At 76.9% G+C, this 20,045-nt stretch carries 1 protein-coding gene; it reads left to right on the top strand.

Annotated features, from left to right (window positions below):
* The first annotated feature begins 7 nt into the window (after positions 1–7).
* Positions 8–20,014 carry a non-ribosomal peptide synthase/polyketide synthase gene (locus tag QQY24_RS03435; RefSeq protein WP_301971176.1) on the top strand — a complete coding sequence of 6,669 codons (20,007 nt, stop codon included), beginning with the start codon at positions 8–10 and terminating at the stop codon, positions 20,012–20,014.
* Positions 20,015–20,045: the final 31 nt, after the last annotated feature.

Genomic DNA, 20,045 nt, shown 5'->3' with positions numbered 1-20,045 from the left:
GACGGCTATGACGTCTTCGACCCCTGCGAACCCCTCGAACCCCTCGAACTCCGCGAATCCCGGGGACTCCGCGGCGGCCTCCAAGCGGGACCGCGCCCGGGCCCTGCCCCAGGACCTGCAGGAGGCGCTGCGCCGGCGGCTGGCCGGCCGGGCCGGCGGCGCCGCCGGTGCCCGCGCCGGCATCCCGCGCGCCGACCGCGACCGGCCGCTGCCGCTGTCCTTCGCCCAGCAGCGCCTGTGGTTCCTGGACCGGCTGCGGCCCGGCGACGCCCGTTACAACAGCGCCGTCGCGCTGCGGCTCACCGGCGCGCCGGACCGGACGGCGCTGGGGGCCGCGCTGGCCGCCGTCGTGGCCCGCCACGAGGCACTGCGCACCACCTTCGCCGAGACCGACGGCCGGCCGGTGCAGACCGTGCACCCGGCCGGGCCGGTGCCGCTGCCGGTCCGGGACACCGCGGACACCGACGCCGACCTGCGCCGGGAGTACGCCCGCCCCTTCGACCTGCTGCGCGGCCCGCTGCTGCGCGCCCTGCTGCTGCGCGAGTCGGCCACCTCCCACGTGCTGCTGCTGACCGCCCACCACATCGTCACCGACGGCTGGTCGATGGGCGTCGTCCTGGACGAACTGTGCACCGCCTACGAGGCCCTCGCCCGGGGCGCCGCACCGGACCTGCCCCCGGTGGCGACGCAGTACCCGGACTACGCGGTGTGGCAGCGCGAGCAGCTCTCCGGTCCCCGGCTGGAACACCAGCTCGCCCACTGGAAGGAGCGCCTGGCCGGTGCCGTGGCCCCCCGGCTGCCCCTGGACCGGCCGCGCAGCGGCGAGGAGGCGGGCACCGGCGCCGTGCACGGCTTCACCGTCCCGGCCGCCCTCACGGCCCGGCTGCGCGACCTCGCCACCGAGGCCCGCACGACCCTGTACACCGTCCTGGTCGCCGGCGTGCAGGCCCTGCTGGCCCGCTGGTCGGGCGAGGACGACATCACCCTCGGCTCGCTGACCCCCGGCCGGTCGCGCACCGACCTGGAACGGGCCGTCGGCTTCTTCGTGAACACGGTCGTCCTGCGCACCCCGGTGCAGTGCGCCGGGTCCTTCCGCGAACTGCTGGCGACGGCGGCCGGCACCGTCAACGACGCCTTCGCGCACGGCGACACGCCGTTCGAGCGCGTCGTGGAGGCGGTGGGCGCACTCCGCGAGCCGGGCCGCAACCCGCTGTTCGACGTGATGGTCCTGCTGCACCCCGACCCGCCCGCCGCGACCGCCCCGCGGGGGCTCGCCGCCTCCCCGGTCGCCGTGCCCCGGCAGGCGGCCACCTTCGACCTGAGCGTGGAGTTCGTGCCCGACGGGGACGGCCTGGCCGGTCTGCTGGAGTACCGCACCGACCTGTTCGACGCGGCCACGGCCGAGCGCATGGCCGGGCAACTGCTGCGGCTGCTGGAGGGGGCCGCCGGTGAGCCCGACCGGCCGCTGGGCACCCTGCCCCTGCTGTCCGGGCGGGAGGTGCGCCAGGTCACCGGTGACTGGAGCGGCACCGCGCACCCCGTCGACGACACCACGTACCCGGAGGTCTTCGAGCGCCGGGCCGCCCTGGCCCCGGACGCCCTCGCCCTGGTCGCCGGCGACGAACGGCTGGACTACGCCACGCTCAACGGCCGCGCCAACCGGCTCGCCCACCACCTCATAGCCCTCGGCGCCGGACCCGAACGGCTGGTCGCCCTCAGACTGCCGCGCACCGCCGACATGATCGTGGCGATCCTCGCCGTGTGGAAGTCGGGCGCGGGCTACCTGCCCCTGGACCCGGCCCTGCCCGGGGAACGCGTCCGCCACCTCCTCGCGGACGCCCGGCCGGCGCTGGTCCTGGACGAGGACGCGCTGCGCGCCGTGCCCGGCACCGCACCGGACACCGACCCCACCGACGCCGACCGCCGGGCCCCGCTGCACCCCGCGAACACCGCCTACGTCATCTACACCTCCGGTTCCACCGGCCGCCCCAAGGGCGTGGCCGTGGCGCACCGTTCGGCGGCGCACCTGCTGGCCGCCCACCGGGCGGGCTTCGTCGCCGACGCGGGCGGCGGCCCGCTGCGGGTGGCGCTGACGGCCTCCTTCTCCTTCGACACCTCCCTCGAAGGCGTCCTGCTGATGGCCGACGGCCACCCGCTCCACCTGGTGGACGAGGTGACCCGGATGGACCCGGCCGCGCTGGTGGAGTACGTGGTCGAGCACCGCGTCGACTTCCTCGACGTGACCCCCTCCTACCTGCGGCAGCTGCTGCCCGCCGGGCTCCTCACCGACCCCCGGCACCGGCCCCGCGTCCTCATGCTCGGCGGCGAGGCCGTCGGCCCCGCGCTGTGGCGGGACCTGGCCGCCCACCCGGACGTGGCCGCCTACAACTTCTACGGCCCCACCGAGTGCACGGTCGACGCGCTGGCCTGCCGCATCGACGGCGGTGACCGCCCGCTGGTGGGCCGTCCGCTGCCGGGCGTACGGGCCTACGTCCTGGACGACCGGCTCCAGCCCGTCCCGCCCGGCGTCGGCGGCGAGCTGTACCTCGCGGGCCCCCAGGTGGCGCGCGGTTACGCGGACCGCCCCGGCCTGACCGCGGCACGGTTCGTCGCCGACCCGTACGGGACGCCCGGGACGCGCATGTACCGCACGGGCGACCTGGTCCGCTGGACCGCCGACGGCCGGCTGGACTACCTCGGCCGCGCCGACGACCAGGTCAAGGTGCGCGGCCACCGCATCGAGCCCGGTGAGATCGAGGCGGCCCTGCTGGACCTGCCCGAAGTCGGCGCGGCGGCGGTCGTCGCCCTGCCGGACGCCCACGGCCACACCCGGCTGGCCGCCTACACCGTCCCCGCGCCCGGCGCGCCCCGGCCCGTCCCCGCCGAGCTGCGGGCGGCGCTGCGGCGGGTCCTGCCCGACCACATGGTGCCCTCCTCCTTCACCGCGCTGGACGCGCTGCCGCTGACCACCAGCGGCAAGCTGGACCGCCGTGCCCTGCCCGCCCCCGACCTCGAAGGCGACGGCGAGCAGCGGGAGTTCGTGGCCCCGCGTACCCCGGACGAGGAGACCCTGGCCGGCATCTGGGCCGAGGTGCTCGGCGTGTCCCGGGTGGGCGTGACGGACAACTTCTTCCAGCTGGGCGGCGACTCGATCCTGAGCATCCAGGCCGTCTCCCGGGCCCGTGCGGCCGGCCTCCACCTCGGCTCGCAGGACGTCTTCCGCCACCAGACCGTCGCCGACCTGGCCGCGGCGGCGGCCGGCCGCACCGCCGCCGTGCCCGCCCCGCGCCGCCCGCACGACGAGGGCCCCGCGCCGCTCACCCCGGTCCAGGAGTGGTTCTTCGCCACCCACGGCCCGCTGCGGCACTTCAGCATGTCGATGCTCCTCGACCTGCCCCGCGACCTGGACGAGCAGGCGCTGGAACGCGCGCTGGAGGCCGTCGTGGCCCACCACCCGGCGCTGCGGTCCCGGTTCACCCGGTCCGGGGACACCTGGCGGCAGCAGCCCGGAGCGGGCCCGGCCACGGGCCTGCTGACCCGCCACGCCCCCGCGACCGCGCCCGCCGAGGCCGCCGGCGCCGCCCGCGCGGCCCTGGACCCGGCCGGGGGCGCCCTGCTGCGCGCGGCCCTGCTGCCGGGCGGGGAACGCCCGCGGCTGTTCCTGGCGGTCCACCACCTGGCGGTGGACAGCGTCTCCTGGCGGGTGCTGCTCACCGACCTCGAACAGGCCTACCGGCAGGCCGCGGCGGGCGGGGCACCGCAACTGGAGCCCGAACACACCCCGTTCACCGACTGGGCCCGCGGGCTCGCCGACCGCGTGCGGGCCGGCGACCTCGACGAGGACCTGCCGTACTGGACCGCGGAGGCCGCCGAGGCGCGCACCCCGCTGCCCGTGGACCTGCCCGGCACCCCGCTCGCCGGGTCCGTGCGCACCGTGCGCACCCGGGTGGACCGCGCCACCACCGGGGCGCTGCTGCGGCGGGTCCCGGCCGCCTACCGCACCCAGGTCAACGACGTGCTGCTGAGCGCGCTGGGCCGGGTCCTCGCCGACTGGACCGGCGCCGGGCGGGTGACCGTCGCCCTGGAGGGGCACGGCCGCGAGGAGGACCTGGTCGAGGGCGTCGACCTGTCGAGGACGGTCGGCTGGTTCACCACCCAGTACCCCGTCACCCTCGTCCCGGCGGGCCCGTCCGGCGCACCCGACTGGGCCGCCACGCTGAAGTCCGTCAAGGAACGGCTGCGGTCCGTGCCCCGCCGCGGCCTGGGCTACGAGGCGCTGGCCCGCCTCGGCTCGCCCGACCCGTCCGCCCGCGCCCTGCGGGAACTGCCCCTGCCGCAGGTGTGCTTCACCTACCACGGACAGTGGGAGGCGTCCGGGACGGGGGACTTCGCCCCGGTCGCCGACGCCCCGGGCGGGGACACGGACCCCGGCGAGCCGCTGGACCACCTGCTGGACGTCTCGGCCGTGGTGGCCAACGGCGAACTGGAGATCGCCTGGCACTACAGCGACCGGGTGCACGAGGCGGACACCGTCCGCCGGCTCGCGGACGGCATGGTCCGCGCCCTCGCCGCCATCGCCGAGCACTGCGCCCGCCCCGGCGCGGGCGGCCGCACCCCCTCCGACTTCCCGCTGGCCGGCCTGGACCAGGCCGGGGTGGACCGTCTGGCCGGGGACGGCCGGGACGTGGAGGACCTGCTGCCGCTCACCCCGCTCCAGGAGGGCATGCTCTTCCACCGCCTGGTCGGCGGGCCGGACGACGTGTACGTCGACCAGGCCGCGCTGCTGCTGGAGGGCGTCGGCGACCCGGACGCCCTCGCGACGGCCTGGCAGCGGGTGACCGACCGCACGCCGGCCCTGCGCACCTCGGTGGTCTGGGAGGGCGTGCCGGTCCCGCTCCAGGTCGTGCACCGCCGCGTGCGCGTGCCCGTCACCCAGCTGGACTGGCGGCGGACCGGTCCGCAGGAGCGGGCCGAGCGGCTGGCTCGGCTGCGCGCCGACGACCTCGCGCGCGGCCTGGACCTCGGCACGGCACCCCTCATGCGGCTCACCCTGGTCCGGCTGCCGGACGCCCGCCTGCACCTGCTGTGGACCTCCCACCACCTCATCCTGGACGGCTGGAGCCTCGCCCAGGTCCTCACCGAGGTGTTCGAGGAGTACGCGGCGCTCACCGCGGGCACCGCCGCCCACCCGCCCGCCCGGCGGCCCTTCGGGGACTACGTGCGCTGGCTGGCCGGCCAGGACGCCGACGCCGCCCGGGCGTACTGGCGGGGCGTCCTCGACGGCTTCGCCACCCCGACCCCGCTGCCCGCCGACCGCGTCCGGCCCGCGGGACACGAGTCCCGCTCCGCGGACGTGCACACCGCCGCGCTGTCCGACGAGGTGTCCGCGCGCCTCGCGCGCACCGCCCGGGCCGCCGGGCTGACGCTCGGCACCGTGGTGCAGGGCGCCTGGGCGCTGCTGCTGTCGCGCTACAGCGCCGAGCGGGACGTGCTGTTCGGGACCACCGTCTCCGGCCGTCCCGACGACCTGCCCGGCGTGGAGTCGATGGTCGGCATGTTCATCAACACCCTGCCCACCCGCGTCCGCGTCGACGGCCGGCGCCGGGCCGCCGACTGGCTCAGGGACCTCCAGGAGGGCCAGGCCCAGGCACGGCGGTTCGCCGCGGTGTCCCTCGCCGAGCTGACCGGCCTGAGCGACGTGCCCGCCGGCAGCGCCCTGTTCGACAGCATGGTCGCCTTCGAGAACTACCCCTTCGACGAGGCCCGTTCGGCGGCCTCGGGCCTGCGCCTGGCCGAGGTCTCCTCCCGGGACGCCACCAACTACCCCCTCGTCCTGCGGGCCCACCAGGGCGAACGCCTCGGCTTCGACCTCGCCTACGACCCCGCGCTGTTCGACGCCGCGACCGTGCGGGCCCTGGCCGGTCGGCTGTGCCTGCTGCTCACCGAGCTGGCCGACGACCCGGACCGCCCGCTGCACAGCCTGGCCTGGACGACCGCCGACGAACGGCGGCGCATGCTCGTCGAGTGGAACGGCACCGAAGAGGGCCGGCCCGCCGAGACCCTGGTGGACCGCTTCGAGGCGCAGGCGGCGCGTACCCCCCGCGCCGAAGCCGTGTCCTGCGGCGACGACCGCCTCGACTACGCCGCGCTGGAGGCGCGGGCGAACCGGCTCGCCCACCGGCTCGCCGGACTCGGCGCCGGACCCGAACGGTACGTGGCGCTCGCGCTGCCCCGCTCCACCGACCTGGTCGTGGCCGTCCTCGCCGTCCTCAAGGCCGGCGCCGCCTACCTGCCCATCGACCCCGCGCTGCCCGCCGAACGCATCGGCGCGCTGCTCGCCGACGCCGCCCCGGTGGCGCTGGTGACCACCGCGGAGACCGCCGCACGCGCCGGGGACGGCGCCGTACCCCGCCTGCTGCTGGACGACGCCGGGGAGCGCGCCGCCCTGGCACGGCTCCCGCGGACCGCCCCGGCGGACCCGGCCCGCCGCCCGCTGCCCGAGAGCCCCGCCTACACCATCTTCACCTCCGGCTCCACCGGCCGCCCCAAGGGCGTCGTCGTCCCGCACGCCAACGTGGTCCGGCTGTTCGACCGCACCCGGCACTGGTTCGGCTTCGGCCCCGACGACGTGTGGACCCTGTTCCACTCCTACGCCTTCGACTTCTCGGTGTGGGAGCTGTGGGGCCCGCTGTTGCACGGCGGCCGGCTCGTCGTCGTCCCCGAGGACACCGCCCGCTCCCCGGAGGACTTCCTGCGCCTGCTCGCCGACGAACGGGTCACCGTCCTCAACCAGACCCCGTCCGCCTTCTACCCGCTGGCGCGCGCGGACGCCGAACACCCCGCCCTCGGGGCCCGGCTGGCACTGCGCACGGTGGTCTTCGGCGGCGAGGCGCTGGACGCCTCCCGGCTCGCCGACTGGTACGCCCGCCACCCGGACACCGCACCGCGCCTGGTGAACATGTACGGCATCACCGAGACCACCGTGCACGTCACCTACGCCCCGCTGGACGGTGCGACGGCCCGCACCGGCACGGCGAGCCCCATCGGCACCGGCATCCCCGACCTGCGCGTGCACGTCCTCGACGAAGCCCTCGAACCGGTACCGCCGGGCGCCGTGGGCGAGATGTACGTGGCCGGGGAGGGCCTGGCCCGGGGCTACCTCAACCGGCCCGGCCTGACCGCGGCCCGCTTCGTCGCCGACCCGTTCGGCCGGCCCGGCACCCGCATGTACCGCACCGGCGACCGGGCCCGCCGGCGGTCCGACGGCACCCTGGAGTACCTGGGCCGCGCCGACCAGCAGGTCAAGATCCGCGGCTACCGCATCGAGCCCGGCGAGATCGAGGCCGCCCTGCACGCCCACCCCGGCGTGGGCGCGGCCGCCGTGGGCGTCCACCAGGACTCCGCCGGGACGCGCCGCCTGGTGGCCCACGTCGTCGGCACCGGCAGCGGTGGCAGCGCCGTCCCGCCGCCCCCGGCCGCCGAACTGCGCGCGCACCTGGAGAAGCTGCTGCCGGCCCACATGGTGCCCGCCGCCTACGTGCCGTTGGCGGCGCTGCCGCTCACCGCCAACGGCAAGCTGGACCGGCGCGCCCTGCCCGCGCCCGGTCCCGACGGCTTCGCCGCCGGCGGCGGGCGCACCGCACCGCACACGCCCGCCGAGCACCTCGTCGCCGCCGCGTGGGCGGACGTCCTGGCCACCGGCGAGGTGGGCGCCGACGACGACTTCTTCGCCCTCGGCGGCGACTCCATCCTCGCCGTCCGCGTCACCTCCCGGCTGCGCGCGGCCTTCGGCGCGGACGTCTCGCCCCGGCTGCTGTTCACCCACCCCCGGCTGGCGGACCTCGCGGCGGCCCTGGGCGACCCGGCCGGCGACGGCGCCGCCCCGGCCGACGCCATCCCGGCCGCCGCCCCTGACACCGAGCCGCCGCTGTCGTACGCCCAGCAACGCCTGTGGTTCCTCGACCGGTTCGAACCGGGCAGCACCGAGTACACGACGCTGTCGGTCCTGCGCCTGCGCGGCAGGCTCGACCGGTCCGCCCTGCGCGCCGCCCTGGACGGCCTGGTCGCCCGGCACGAGGCGCTGCGCACGACGTTCGCCGAACACGACGGCCGGGCGCGGCAGGTCGTCCGCCCGCCGTACCCCGTGGACCTCCCGCTGGAGGACCTGCCCGACGGTGACGCCGCCCTGGAGGCCCTCCTCGAACGCGAGGCCGACACCCCGTTCGACCTCACCACCGGGCCGCTGCTGCGCGCCCGCCTGGCCCGGTCCGGCCCGGCCGAGCACGTCCTCGTCCTGGCCGTGCACCACATCGCCACCGACGGCTGGTCGCTGGGCGTCCTGGGCCGCGACCTGGGCGAGCTGTACGCGGCGGCCCTGGAGGACCGCCGCCCCGACCTGCCCGCCCTGCGCGTGCGCCACACCGACTACGCCGCCTGGCAGCGTGCCCGCACCGACCGCGCCGAGGCCGACCTCGCCCACTGGCGCCGGACCCTGGACGGCGTCACCCCGCTGGAGCTGCCCACCGACCGGCCGCGCCCGGCCGTCCGCACCCGCGAGGGCGCCCTGGTCACCTTCACGCTGCCCGCCGCCCTCACCGAGCGGCTGCGCGAACGGGGGCGGGAGGTCGACGCCACCCTCTACGCCACCCTGGTGACCGCCTGCCAGGTCCTGCTCGCCCGCTGGGCCGGCCAGGAGGACGTCACCGTCGGCACCGTCACCGCCGGCCGCGAGCGGCCCGAACTGCACGACCTGGTCGGCATGTTCGTCAACACGCTGGTGCTGCGCGCACGGGTGCGCCCCGAGCTGCCGTTCCGCGACCTGCTGGCGCAGGTGCGCACCACGGTCCTGGAGGCCTTCGCCCACCAGGAGGTGCCCTTCGAGCGCGTGGTCGACGCCCTCCAGCCGGAGCGGGACACCAGCCGCACCCCGCTCTTCCAGGTCATGGTGGCCCTGCACAACCTCGGCACCCGCACACCCCGGCTGCCCGGCCTGGAGGTGGAACCGGTGACACCGCCGGTCCGCAACGCCGCCTTCGACCTCGCCTTCGACTTCGTCGAACAGGACGGCGGCCTCACCGGCTACCTGGAGTACAACACCGGCCTGTTCGACACCGGCACCGCCGAACGCCTGGCGGCCCGGCTGCGGCTGCTGCTGGAAGCGGCGGCCGAGGACCCCGGCCGCGCCGTGGGCGCCCTGCCGCTGATGACCGACGCCGAACGGCGGCACCTGCTGCGGCAGGGACGGGGCATGCGGCTGCCCGCCGCGGACACCACCTTCACCGCCCTGTTCGAGGCGCGGGCCGCCCGCACCCCGCACCTCACCGCCCTGGTGGCCCGCGACGCCACCCTCGACTTCGCCGCGCTCAACGAGCGGGCCAACCGGCTCGCCCACCACCTCATCGCCCTCGGCGCCGGACCCGAACGGGTGGTCGGGGTGCGCCTGCCGCGCACCAGCGACCTGGTGGTGGCGCTGCTGGCGGTCCTCAAGGCCGGTGCCACCCTGCTCTGCCTCGACCCCGACCTGCCCGCGGAGCGCGTCGCCCTCCTCCTCGACGACGCCCGGCCGCACACGCTGCTGACCGACCTGGACGAGGTCCCCTGGGACCGGCTGCCCGCCCACGACCCGGCCGACTCCGACCGGATCCGCCCGCTGCTGCCGGAGCACACGGCCTACGTCGTCTACACCTCCGGCTCCACCGGTCGCCCCAAGGGCGTCGCCGTCGAACACCGGCAGCTGGTCAACCTCTGCCACGACCACCGCGACGGCCTGCTCGCCCCGCACACCGGGGACGGCCGCCGGCTGCGCGCCGCGCTCAGCGCCTCCTTCGCCTTCGACACCTCCTGGGAGGGAGCGCTGCTGCTGGCCCTCGGCCAGGAGGTGCACCTCATCGACGAGGACGTGCGCCTGGACCCGGAGGCGTTCTGCGCCCGGATCGCCGGCCGCCGCCTGGACCTGGTGAACGTCACCCCGTCCTTCCTGCGCGAACTCCTGTCCGCGGGCCTGCTCGCGCCCGGCCGCCACCACCCGGCCCTGCTGCTCGTCGGCGGCGAGGCCGTCCCCGCCGCCACCTGGCGTGAACTCGCCGCGGCCGAGGAGCGGTGGGGCGTCACCGCGTACAACATGTACGGACCCACCGAGTGCACCGTCGACGCCGTCTACGTCCGCTGCGCCGACCGGCCCGGCCGCCCGGTGATCGGCCGCCCCGGCGGCAACCTGCGCGCCTACGTGCTCGACGGCGCCCTGCGCCCGGTACCGCCCGGCGTGCCCGGCGAGCTGTACCTGGCCGGGGCCCAGGTGGCCCGCGGCTACCTGAACCGGCCCGGCCTGACCGCCGCCCGCTTCCCGGCCGACCCGTTCGGGGCGCCGGGGGAGCGGATGTACCGCACCGGCGACCGGGCCCGCTGGGACGAGGGCGGGCTGCTGGAGTTCCTCGGCCGCGTCGACGGACAGGTCAAGATCCGCGGCTTCCGCATCGAACCCGGCGAGGTGGAGGCCGCCCTCCTCGCCCTGCCCGGCGTCGCCGACGCCGCGGTCAGCGCCCGCGAGCACGCCGGCCGGCTGATGCTCGTCGCCTACGTGGTGCCGGCCGGCGACCGCGACCCGCGGCCCGACGAACTGCGCGTCGGGCTGCGCCGGACACTGCCCGACCACATGGTGCCCACCGCGTTCGTCCCGCTGGCCCGCATCCCGCGCACCACCAGCGGCAAGACGGACCGGCGCGCGCTGCCCGCCCCGCCCGCCCAGCCCGACGGAGCCACCCCCTACGTGGCCCCCCGGCCCGGCACGGAGGAACGCCTCGCCGCCATCTGGGCCGAGGTGCTCGGCGTGCCCCGGGTCGGCGCGCGGGACAACTTCTTCACGCTCGGCGGCGACTCCATCCTCAGCATCCAGATCGTCGCCCGTGCCCGGCAGGCCGGACTCGCCCTCACCACCAAGGACGTCTTCCGGCACCAGAGCGTCGCCGAACTCGCGCTGCGCGTCGGCGAGTCGGCCCCACGCCCGGCGGTGACCGGCGACACCCCGCCCGGCGAGGCACCGCTCACCCCCATCCAGCACTGGTACCTGGACGACCGGGGCCCGGGGAGCAGGCTGCGCTTCACCATGACGCAGCGCCTGGAACTGGCCCCCGGCACCGAGCCGTCGGCCCTGCACCGGGCCACCGACGCCCTCGTGCGCCGGCACGCGGCCCTGCGCACCCGGTTCCGGCACACCGGCACCGGCTGGCGCCAGGAGGTCCTGGCCGGGGCACCGGACGCCGTCTTCGCCCGCCACGACGTGGCCGGCCTGGACGACGCGGCGCTGGAGGCGCGGGTGCAGCAGGTCACCGACGACGCGCAGGCCGCCCTCGACCCGGTCGCGGGCCGGGTGGTGCGGGTGCTGTTCTTCGACCGGGGCCCGGAGCGCGCGGGCCAGCTGGTCGTCACCGTCCACCACCTGGCGGTCGACGGCGTGTCCTGGCGCGTCCTGCTGGCCGACCTGGAAGCCGCCCACCGTGCGGCCACCGCCGGGCAGGCCGTGGAACTGCCCGCCGCGGGCACCTCCTACGGCCACTGGGCCGCCCGGCTCGACGCGCACACCCGCTCCGGCGCCCTGGACGCCGACCTGGACCACTGGGCGCGCACCTGCGCCGCGCCGGCCGGCCTGCCCGCCGGCCGGACCGGTCCCAACACCCACGGCACCGCCGCCACCGTCACCGTCGCCCTGGACGCGCAGACCACCGGCGCCCTGCTGCGCCAGGTCCCCGAGGCCTACCGCACCCAGGTCAACGACGTCCTCCTCAGCGCCCTGGGCCGCACCCTGGCCCGCTGGTGCGGACGCGACACCGTCCTGGTCGGCGTGGAGGGGCACGGCCGCGAGGACCTCTTCGAGGACGTGGACCTGTCGCGGACGGTGGGCTGGTTCACCGCCGAGTTCCCGCTCGCCCTGTGCGTCGACCCGGACGCCGGCTGGCACGACACGCTGCGCTCGGTCAAGGAGCAGCTGCGCGCCGTCCCGCTGCACGGCCTCAGCCACGGTGCCCTGCGCCACCTGGTCCCCGGCAGCCCGCTGGCCGGCGCCCCGGCGCCGCAGGTCGGCTTCAACTACCACGGACAGTGGGACGCGGGCGGCACCGGCACCGGCGGCCTCTACGGCGCCGCGCTGCCCCCGGCCGGACGCGACACCGACCCGGACGAGGCACGCCCCTACCTCCTGGACATCACGGGCGTGGTGCAGGACGGACGGCTCGAACTGGGCTGGACCTACCCGGCGGCGGTCTACGACGAGGACACCGTCCGCCGGCTGGCCGAGGACACGGTCGCGGCACTGCGCGACATCGTCGCGCACTGCGCCAGCCCCGACGCCGGCGGCCGCACGCCGTCGGACTTCCCGCTGGCCGGCCTCACCCAGGACCAGCTCGACCTGCTCGTGGGCGACGGCCGGCACGTCGAGGACGTCCTGCCGCTCACCCCGCTGCAGTCCGGCATGCTCTTCCACGGGCTGGTCGGCACCGAGGGCGCCTACTTCGACCGCACGGCGGTGCGCCTGGCCGGGGTGGCCGACCCGCGCGCGTTCGCCGAGGCCTGGCAGCGGGTCACCGACCGCACCCCGGCACTGCGCACCAGCGTGCACTGGAAGGGCCTGCCCCACCCGGTCCAGGTGGTCCACCGCCACACCGAGCTGCCCGTCACACACCTCGACTGGCGCCACCTGGCGCCCGGGCGGCAGGCGGCCGAGACCGAACGGCTGCTCGCCGAGGACCGTGCCGCGGGCATGGACCTGGGCACCGCGCCGCTCACCCGCCTCACCCTGGCCGCCCTGCCCGGCGACGAGGTGCTGCTGGTGTGGTCCACCCACCACATCGTCCTGGACGGCTGGAGCACCGGACAACTGCTGACCGAGGTGTGCGAGCGGTACGCCGCGCCGACCGGCGGCCCCGGCGCGGCACCCCCGGCGCGGCGGCCCTTCGCGGACTTCCTGCACTGGCTGCGCGACCAGGACGCGGCGGCGGCCGAACGGCACTGGGCCGGTGCCCTGGCCGGTTTCACGGCCCGCACCCCGCTGCCGTACGACCGCACGCCCGCCGAGGCCCACCGCGCCCGCTCCACCGAGGCCGTCCACCACGAGCTGGACCGGGAGGTGTCACAGCGGCTGCGGGAGACCGCCGCCCGCGCCGGACTCACCGTCAACACCGTGGTGGAGGGCGCCTGGGCGCTGCTGCTGGCCCGTTCCGGCGGACGCGACGACGTGCTGTTCGGCACCACCGTCTCCGGCCGCCCGGCCGAGCTGCCCGGCGTCGAGACCATGATCGGCATGTTCATCAACACCGTGCCGACCCGGGTCCGCGTCCCCGGCGGCGGGGTGCTGCCGTGGCTGCGCGACCTGCAGGAGCGGCAGAGCGACGCCCGCCGCTTCGACTTCCTCGCGCTGCCCCGCATCCAGGCCGTCACCGCGGTCCCGGCCGGCGAGGCGCTGTTCGACAGCATGGTGGTGTTCGAGAACTACCCCGTGGACGAGGCGGCCGCGGCCCGCACCGGCGTCCGCGTGACGGAGGTGCGCGCCGACGACGCCACCACCTTCCCCTGGTGCCTACGCGCCCACCTGACCGAACGGCTCGGTTTCGACCTGGCCTACGACCCCGCCCTGTTCGACCGCTCCACCGTCGAGCGGGCCGTGGACCGCCTGGCCGGCCTGCTCACCACCCTCGCCGACGGCCTCGACGGCGGCCTCGACGACCTGGACCTGCTCACCCCGGCCGACCGGGAGCTGCTGGCGGCCTGGAACGCCCCGGCCCGCCGGGTGGCCCCGCGCAGCCCGGTGGACCTGTTCGCCGAGCAGGCCCGCCGCACCCCGGACGCGCCCGCGGTCCGCGACGGCGACCGCGGGCTGACCTACCGCCGGCTCGCGGAGTGGTCCGGCCGGCTCGCCGCCCGGCTGCGGGCCGGCGGCCTGGCGCCCGAGGACCGGGTGGCGCTGCTGATGGACCGCTCGGCCGAGCTCGTCGTCGCCCAGCTCGCGGTGCTCAGGGCGGGCGGCGCCTACGTGCCCGTCGACACCCGCGCCCCCGAGGAGCGCCGCCGCACCCTGCTCGCCCAGGCCGGCGCCACCGTCCGGCTCACGGCGGCGGACGTCACGGCGGCGGACGTCAGCGCGGTGGACGCCACCGGGGCCGAGGCCGCCGCCGCGGGCGGGTCCGTGCCGCCCGCCGACCCCGACCGGCTGGCGTACGTCATGTTCACCTCCGGTTCCACCGGCCGGCCCAAGGCGGTGGCGGTACGCCACCGCGACGTGGCGGCACTGGCCACCGACAGCCGCTTCGCCGGCGGGGTGTGCGCACGGGTGCTGCTGCACTCGCCGGTGGCCTTCGACGCCGCCACCTTCGAGGTGTGGGCGCCGCTGCTCAACGGCGGCTGCGTGGTCGTGGCCCCCGGCAGCGTGGACGCGGACCTGGTGCGGCGCCTGGCCGCCGAGGACGGGCTGACGGCGCTGTGGCTGACCGCCGGCCTCTTCCGGCTGCTCGCGCAGGACGCGCCGGACTGCTTCCGGGGCCTCGGCCAGGTGTGGACCGGCGGTGACGTCGTCCCCGCCGCGGCGGTGCGCCGGGTGCTGGCCGCCTGCCCCGGCCTGAGCGTGGTGGACGGCTACGGTCCCACCGAGACCACCACCTTCGCGACGTCCTTCGCCCTCACCGACGCGGCGGCGGTGCCCGCCACCGTGCCCGTCGGCCACCCGCTGGACGACATGCGGGTGCTCGTCCTCGACGCCCGCCTGCGACCCGTCCCGCCGGGCTGCGCGGGCGAGCTGTACCTGGCCGGCGAGGGCCTCGCGCGCGGCTACCTGGGCCGTCCCGGCGACACCGCGGCCCGCTTCCTCGCCGACCCCGCCGGCCCGCCCGGAGCCCGCATGTACCGCACGGGCGACCTGGCCCGGCGGCGGCCGGACGGCACCGTGGAGTTCCTCGGCCGTGCCGACGACCAGGTGAAGATCCGCGGCTTCCGGGTGGAGCCCGGCGAGGTCGAGGCCGTGCTCGCGGCCCACCCCGGCGTCGCCGACGTGGCCGTGCTGGCCCGCGAGGACCGGCCCGGCGCCAGGCGGCTCGTGGCCTACGTGGTCGGCCCGGCCGGACAGGACGAGGCGGGACTGCGGGCCTTCGCCGCCCGTACCCTGCCCGACTACCTCGTCCCCACCGCGTTCGTCCCGCTGGAGGCCCTGCCCCTGAGCGGCAACGGCAAGGTCGACCGGGCGGCGCTGCCCGCGCCCGAGGTCCCGGCCGGCACCGGGCGGGTCGAACCGCGGACCGAGGCCGAGCGCCGCACGGCGGAGGTCTTCGGCGACGTCCTCGGCATCGAACCGCCCGGTGTGGAGGACGACTTCTTCGGACTGGGCGGCGACTCGATCCTCAGCATCCGGCTCGCCTCCCGTCTGGCCGAGGTCTTCGGCACCGACCTCACCCCCCGCGCGGTGTTCACCGAGCCCACCCCGGCCGGCCTGGCGAAACTGCTCGCCGCACAGCGGGGCGGCGCGCGCCCGGCCATCGTCCCCGTCGCCCGCGACGCGGTCGCGCCGATGTCGTACGCCCAGCAGCGCCTGTGGTTCCTGGAGGAGTTCGCACCCGGTGGCGCCGAGTACGTCACCGCGCTCGCGCTGCGCCTGCGCGGCACGCCCGACACCGCTGCCCTGGGCGCGGCGTTCGGCGCCCTGGTGGCGCGGCACGAGTCGCTGCGCACCACCTTCGACAGCGTCGACGGCCACGGCGTCCAGATCGTCCATCCGCCGCAGGACGTCCCCCTGCCGCTGCGCGACCTGTCCGGACTCCCCGAGGGGGAACGGGAGGGAGTCCTGCGCCGTCTGCTGGCCGAGGAGCGCACCCGCCCCTTCGACCTGCGCCGGGGGCCGCTGCTGCGCACCGGACTGGTCCGGCTCGGTGCCGGCGACCACGTCCTGACCCTCACCCTGCACCACATCGTCACCGACGGCTGGTCGACCTCCGTCCTGCTCGGTGACCTGGCCCACCTCTACCGCGCCGAACTCGGCGTCACGCGCGAGGAACTGCCGCCGCTGCCGGTGCAGTACGCCGACTACGCGCACTGGCAGCGCACCGCCGGCGGCACCGGCGCACAGGAGCAGCTCGCCTACTGGAAGGAGCGGCTGGCCGGCGGCGAGCCGCTGGAACTGCCCACCGACCGGCCCCGGCCGGCGGTGCGCACCAGCAACGGCGCCACCACCCGCCTGGAGGTGCCCGCCCGGACGGCCCGGCGCCTGACGCGGCTCGCCAGGGAGCGGGGGACCACCCTGTTCACCACGCTCGTCGCCGCCGCCCAGGCCTACCTCGCCCGGCTGTCCGGCGGAACGGACATCGCCGTGGGCACCGTCACCTCCGGGCGCGACCGGGCCGAGACGCAGCGCCTCGTCGGCTTCTTCGTCAACACCCTGGTGCTGCGCTCGCACGTCGACGGGGGACGGCCCTTCGCCGACTTCCTCACCGGGGTGCGGCAGACGGTCCTGGACGCCTTCGCCCACCAGGACGTGCCGTTCGAGCGGGTGGTCGACGAGGTCCAGCCGGTCCGCGACACCAGTCGCAGCCCGCTCTTCCAGGTGATGGTCGTGCTGCAGAACACCCCGGCCGCCGACCTCGACCTGCCCGGGCTGGACGTCCGCGACGTCGAACCCGACTCCGAGCAGGCGGCGTTCGACCTCACCCTGGAGTTCGCCGAGACCGGCACCGGGGCGCTGCACGGCCTGATCACCTACAACACCGACCTGTTCGAAGCGGCCACGGCCGAGCGGATGGCCGGCCAGCTCGCCACCCTGCTGGCCGCCGTCGCCGAGGACCCGGACCGTCCCCTCGGCGCCCTGCCGCTGACCTCCGACGACGAGCTGAAGGCCCTGCTGGAGCAGGGCCGGGGCACCTTCCGCCCGGTGCCCAGGACGACCCTGCCCGAGCTGTTCGAACGGCAGGCCGCCCGCACCCCGGACGCGGTGGCGCTGGTGGACGGGGACCGGGAGCTGACGTACGCGGAGGCCGACCGGGCGGCCAACCGGCTGGCCCACCGGCTCATCCGGCTCGGCGTCGGACCCGAGTGGGTGGTGGCCCTGGCCCTGCCGCGCTCGGCGGAGACCGTGATCGCCCAGCTCGCCGTCACCAAGGCCGGCGGCGCCTTCCTGCCCGTCGATCCGAACTACCCCGCGGAACGCCGGACGTTCATGATCCGCGACGCCGGTGCCCGGCTGGTGCTCGACGACCCGGCCGGGGTGTGGGCCGCCGAGGGGCCGGACACGGCGCCCACGGACGCCGACCGCACCACCGCGCTGACCCCCGGCCACCCCGCCTACGTCATCTACACCTCCGGGTCGACCGGCACCCCCAAGGGCGTGACGGTGACCCACCGCGGCCTCGCCTCCTTCGCCGCGGCCGCCGCCGAGCAGTACGCCGCGGGCCCCGGCGACCGGGTGCTGCAGTTCGCCTCGCCGAGCTTCGACGCCTCGGTGCTGGAGCTGTGCGTGTCCCTGCTCAGCGGGGCCTCGCTGGTGACGGGCGAGGAGGGGCCGCTCGTCGGCGAGCGGCTGGCCGAGGTGCTCGCCGGCCGGCGCGTCACCCACGCGCTGATCCCGCCGGCGGCGCTGGCCACCGTCCCGCCCGAGGCGGCCGGCGCGCTGCCCTGCCTGCGCACGCTGATCGTCGGCGCCGAGGCCTGCCCGGCCGACCTGGTCCAGACCTGGGCACCCGGCCGGCGCATGATCAACAGCTATGGGCCCACCGAGGCCACCGTGGTCGCCACCTGGACCGGACCGCTGTCCCCGGGGGAGGGCGCCCCGCCCATCGGCCGCCCCTCCGGCGCCACCCGCGTCCGCGTCCTCGACAGTGCGCTGCGTCCCGTCCCGCCCGGCGTGACCGGGGAGCTGTACGTGGCGGGTCCCGGCCTGGCCCGCGGCTACCTGGGCCGGCCCGGACTCACCGCCCAGCGGTTCGTCGCCGACCCGTTCGGTGCGCCCGGGGAGCGGATGTACCGCACCGGGGACCTGGTGCGCTGGGGCGCCGACGGCGCACTCCGGTTCGCCGGACGGGCGGACGACCAGGTCAAGCTGCGCGGCTTCCGCATCGAACCCGGCGAGATCGAGGGTGCCCTGCGCCGCAGCCCGCTGGTGCGCGACGCGGTGGTCGTCGTACGGGCCGACGCCCGGGGGGACGGCGGGGACGGACCGGCCGGTCCCGCCCGGCTCGTGGCCTACGTCGTCCCGGCGCGGGACTCCGCCGACCCCCTGCCGGAGCGGGCGCCCGCCGGGCGGTTGCGGGAGCACCTGGCCGAACTGCTGCCGCCGCACATGGTGCCCTCGGTCTTCGTGCCGCTGGAGCGGCTGCCGCTCACCCCGAACGGCAAGACCGACCGGCGCGCCCTGCCCGCCCCCGGGCCGGCGCAGGCGGCCGACGGACCGCGCACCGCGCCCCGCACCGACACCGAGCGCCGCATCGCCCGCATCTGGGCGGACGTCCTCGGCATCGAGGAGGTCGGCGCCGACGACAACTTCTTCGCCCTCGGCGGCGACTCCATCCTGAGCATGCAGGTCGTCTCGCGCCTGCGCCGGGACGGCCTGCACCTGGCCACCCGGGACCTGTTCACGCACCAGACCGTGGCCGAACTCGCCACCGTCGTCCGCGGCGCGCCGCAACGGCGCGGGGACGGCCCGGTGACCGGCGAGGTGCCGCTCACCCCGATCCAGGAGTGGTTCCTGACCACCCCGCGCGCCGCCCACCACCACTTCAACCAGTCGGCGCTGTTCGAACTCGGCGGCGCCCCCGACCCGCGGGCACTGCGCGCCGCCCTCGCCGCCCTGGTGGAGCACCACGACGCCCTGCGCATGCGGTTCACCCGCGACGAGGACGGCTGGCACCAGTTCAACCCGCCGCCCGGCGGGGACGAGGACGTCCTCGTCCAGCACGACCTGACCGGCCTGTCCGCGGAGGAGGCCGACACGGCCATGGAGAAGGCCGCCGACGCACTGCACGCCGGCTTCGACCTGGCCCGCGGCCCGCACCTGCGGGCGGCGCTGTTCACCGGGGACCCGGGCCGGCCGGTGTTCCTCCTCCTCGTCGCCCACCACCTGGTCGTCGACGCCGTCTCCTGGCGGGTCCTGCGCGACGACCTGGAGACCGCCTACCAGCAGGCGGCGGGCGGGGACCCGGTCACGCTGGGGGAGCGCGGCACCAGCTTCCGGGAGTGGTCCCGCCGGCTCGCCGCGCACGTCGCCGAGGGCGGCCTCGACCACGAACTGCCCCACTGGGAGGACGCGGTGCGGGCCGAACCCGCCCCCGCGGACGCGGCCCCCGGGCCCGAGGCGGCCCGGACCGCGACGGTCAGCGTGGAACTGGGCGAGGAGGACACCGCGGCCCTGCTGCGCGCCGCCCCGACGGCCTACCGCACCCGGGTCAACGACGTGCTGCTCGCCGCGCTCGCCCTGGCCCTGGCCCGCTGGCGGGGCAGCGACCGGGTCCGCCTCGACCTGGAGGGACACGGCCGCGAGGACCTGCTCGACGGCGTCGACCTCTCCCGCACCGTCGGCTGGTTCACCACCGTGTACCCGGTCGCCGTCCACGTGCCCGACCCCGGCGACCTCGCCGCGGACCGGGACTGGCGGTCCCTGGTGAAGTCGGTGCGCCGCCAGTTGCGCGCGGTGCCCGGCAACGGGCTCGGCTTCGGCGCCCTGCGCACCTTCGGCCCGCCCGAGGTCCGCGAGCGCCTCGGCGGCAGCGCGCACGGACAGGTGGTGTTCAACTACCTCGGCCAGTGGGACGCGCGCCCCGAGGACTCCGACGGCGGTCTGGTGCGCGCCGAGCACGGCTCCTTCGGGCAGGACCACGACCCCCGGGACGCCGGCTCGCACCTGGTGGAGGTGGTGGGCGCGGTGCAGCACGGCCGGCTCGCCTTCACCTGGCACCACCGGCCCGCCCTGCACGACACGCAGACCGTGCGTCGCGTCGCCGAGGAGTTCGCCGAGGCGCTGCGGCACATCGCCCACCACGCCCGGGGAGGCCGGTGACCACTCCCGGCCCCCCCGAGCCACCGCCCCG

Source organism: Streptomyces sp. TG1A-8 (genome assembly GCF_030499535.1).
GTDB lineage: Bacteria > Actinomycetota > Actinomycetes > Streptomycetales > Streptomycetaceae > Streptomyces.
This window is presented reverse-complemented; position numbering and strand designations above follow the sequence as displayed.

Excerpts from the sequence above, each read along its gene's own strand:
- QQY24_RS03435 (WP_301971176.1), top strand. The coding sequence starts at position 8 with ATGACGTCTTCGACCCCTGCGAACCCCTCGAACCCCTCGAACTCCGCG.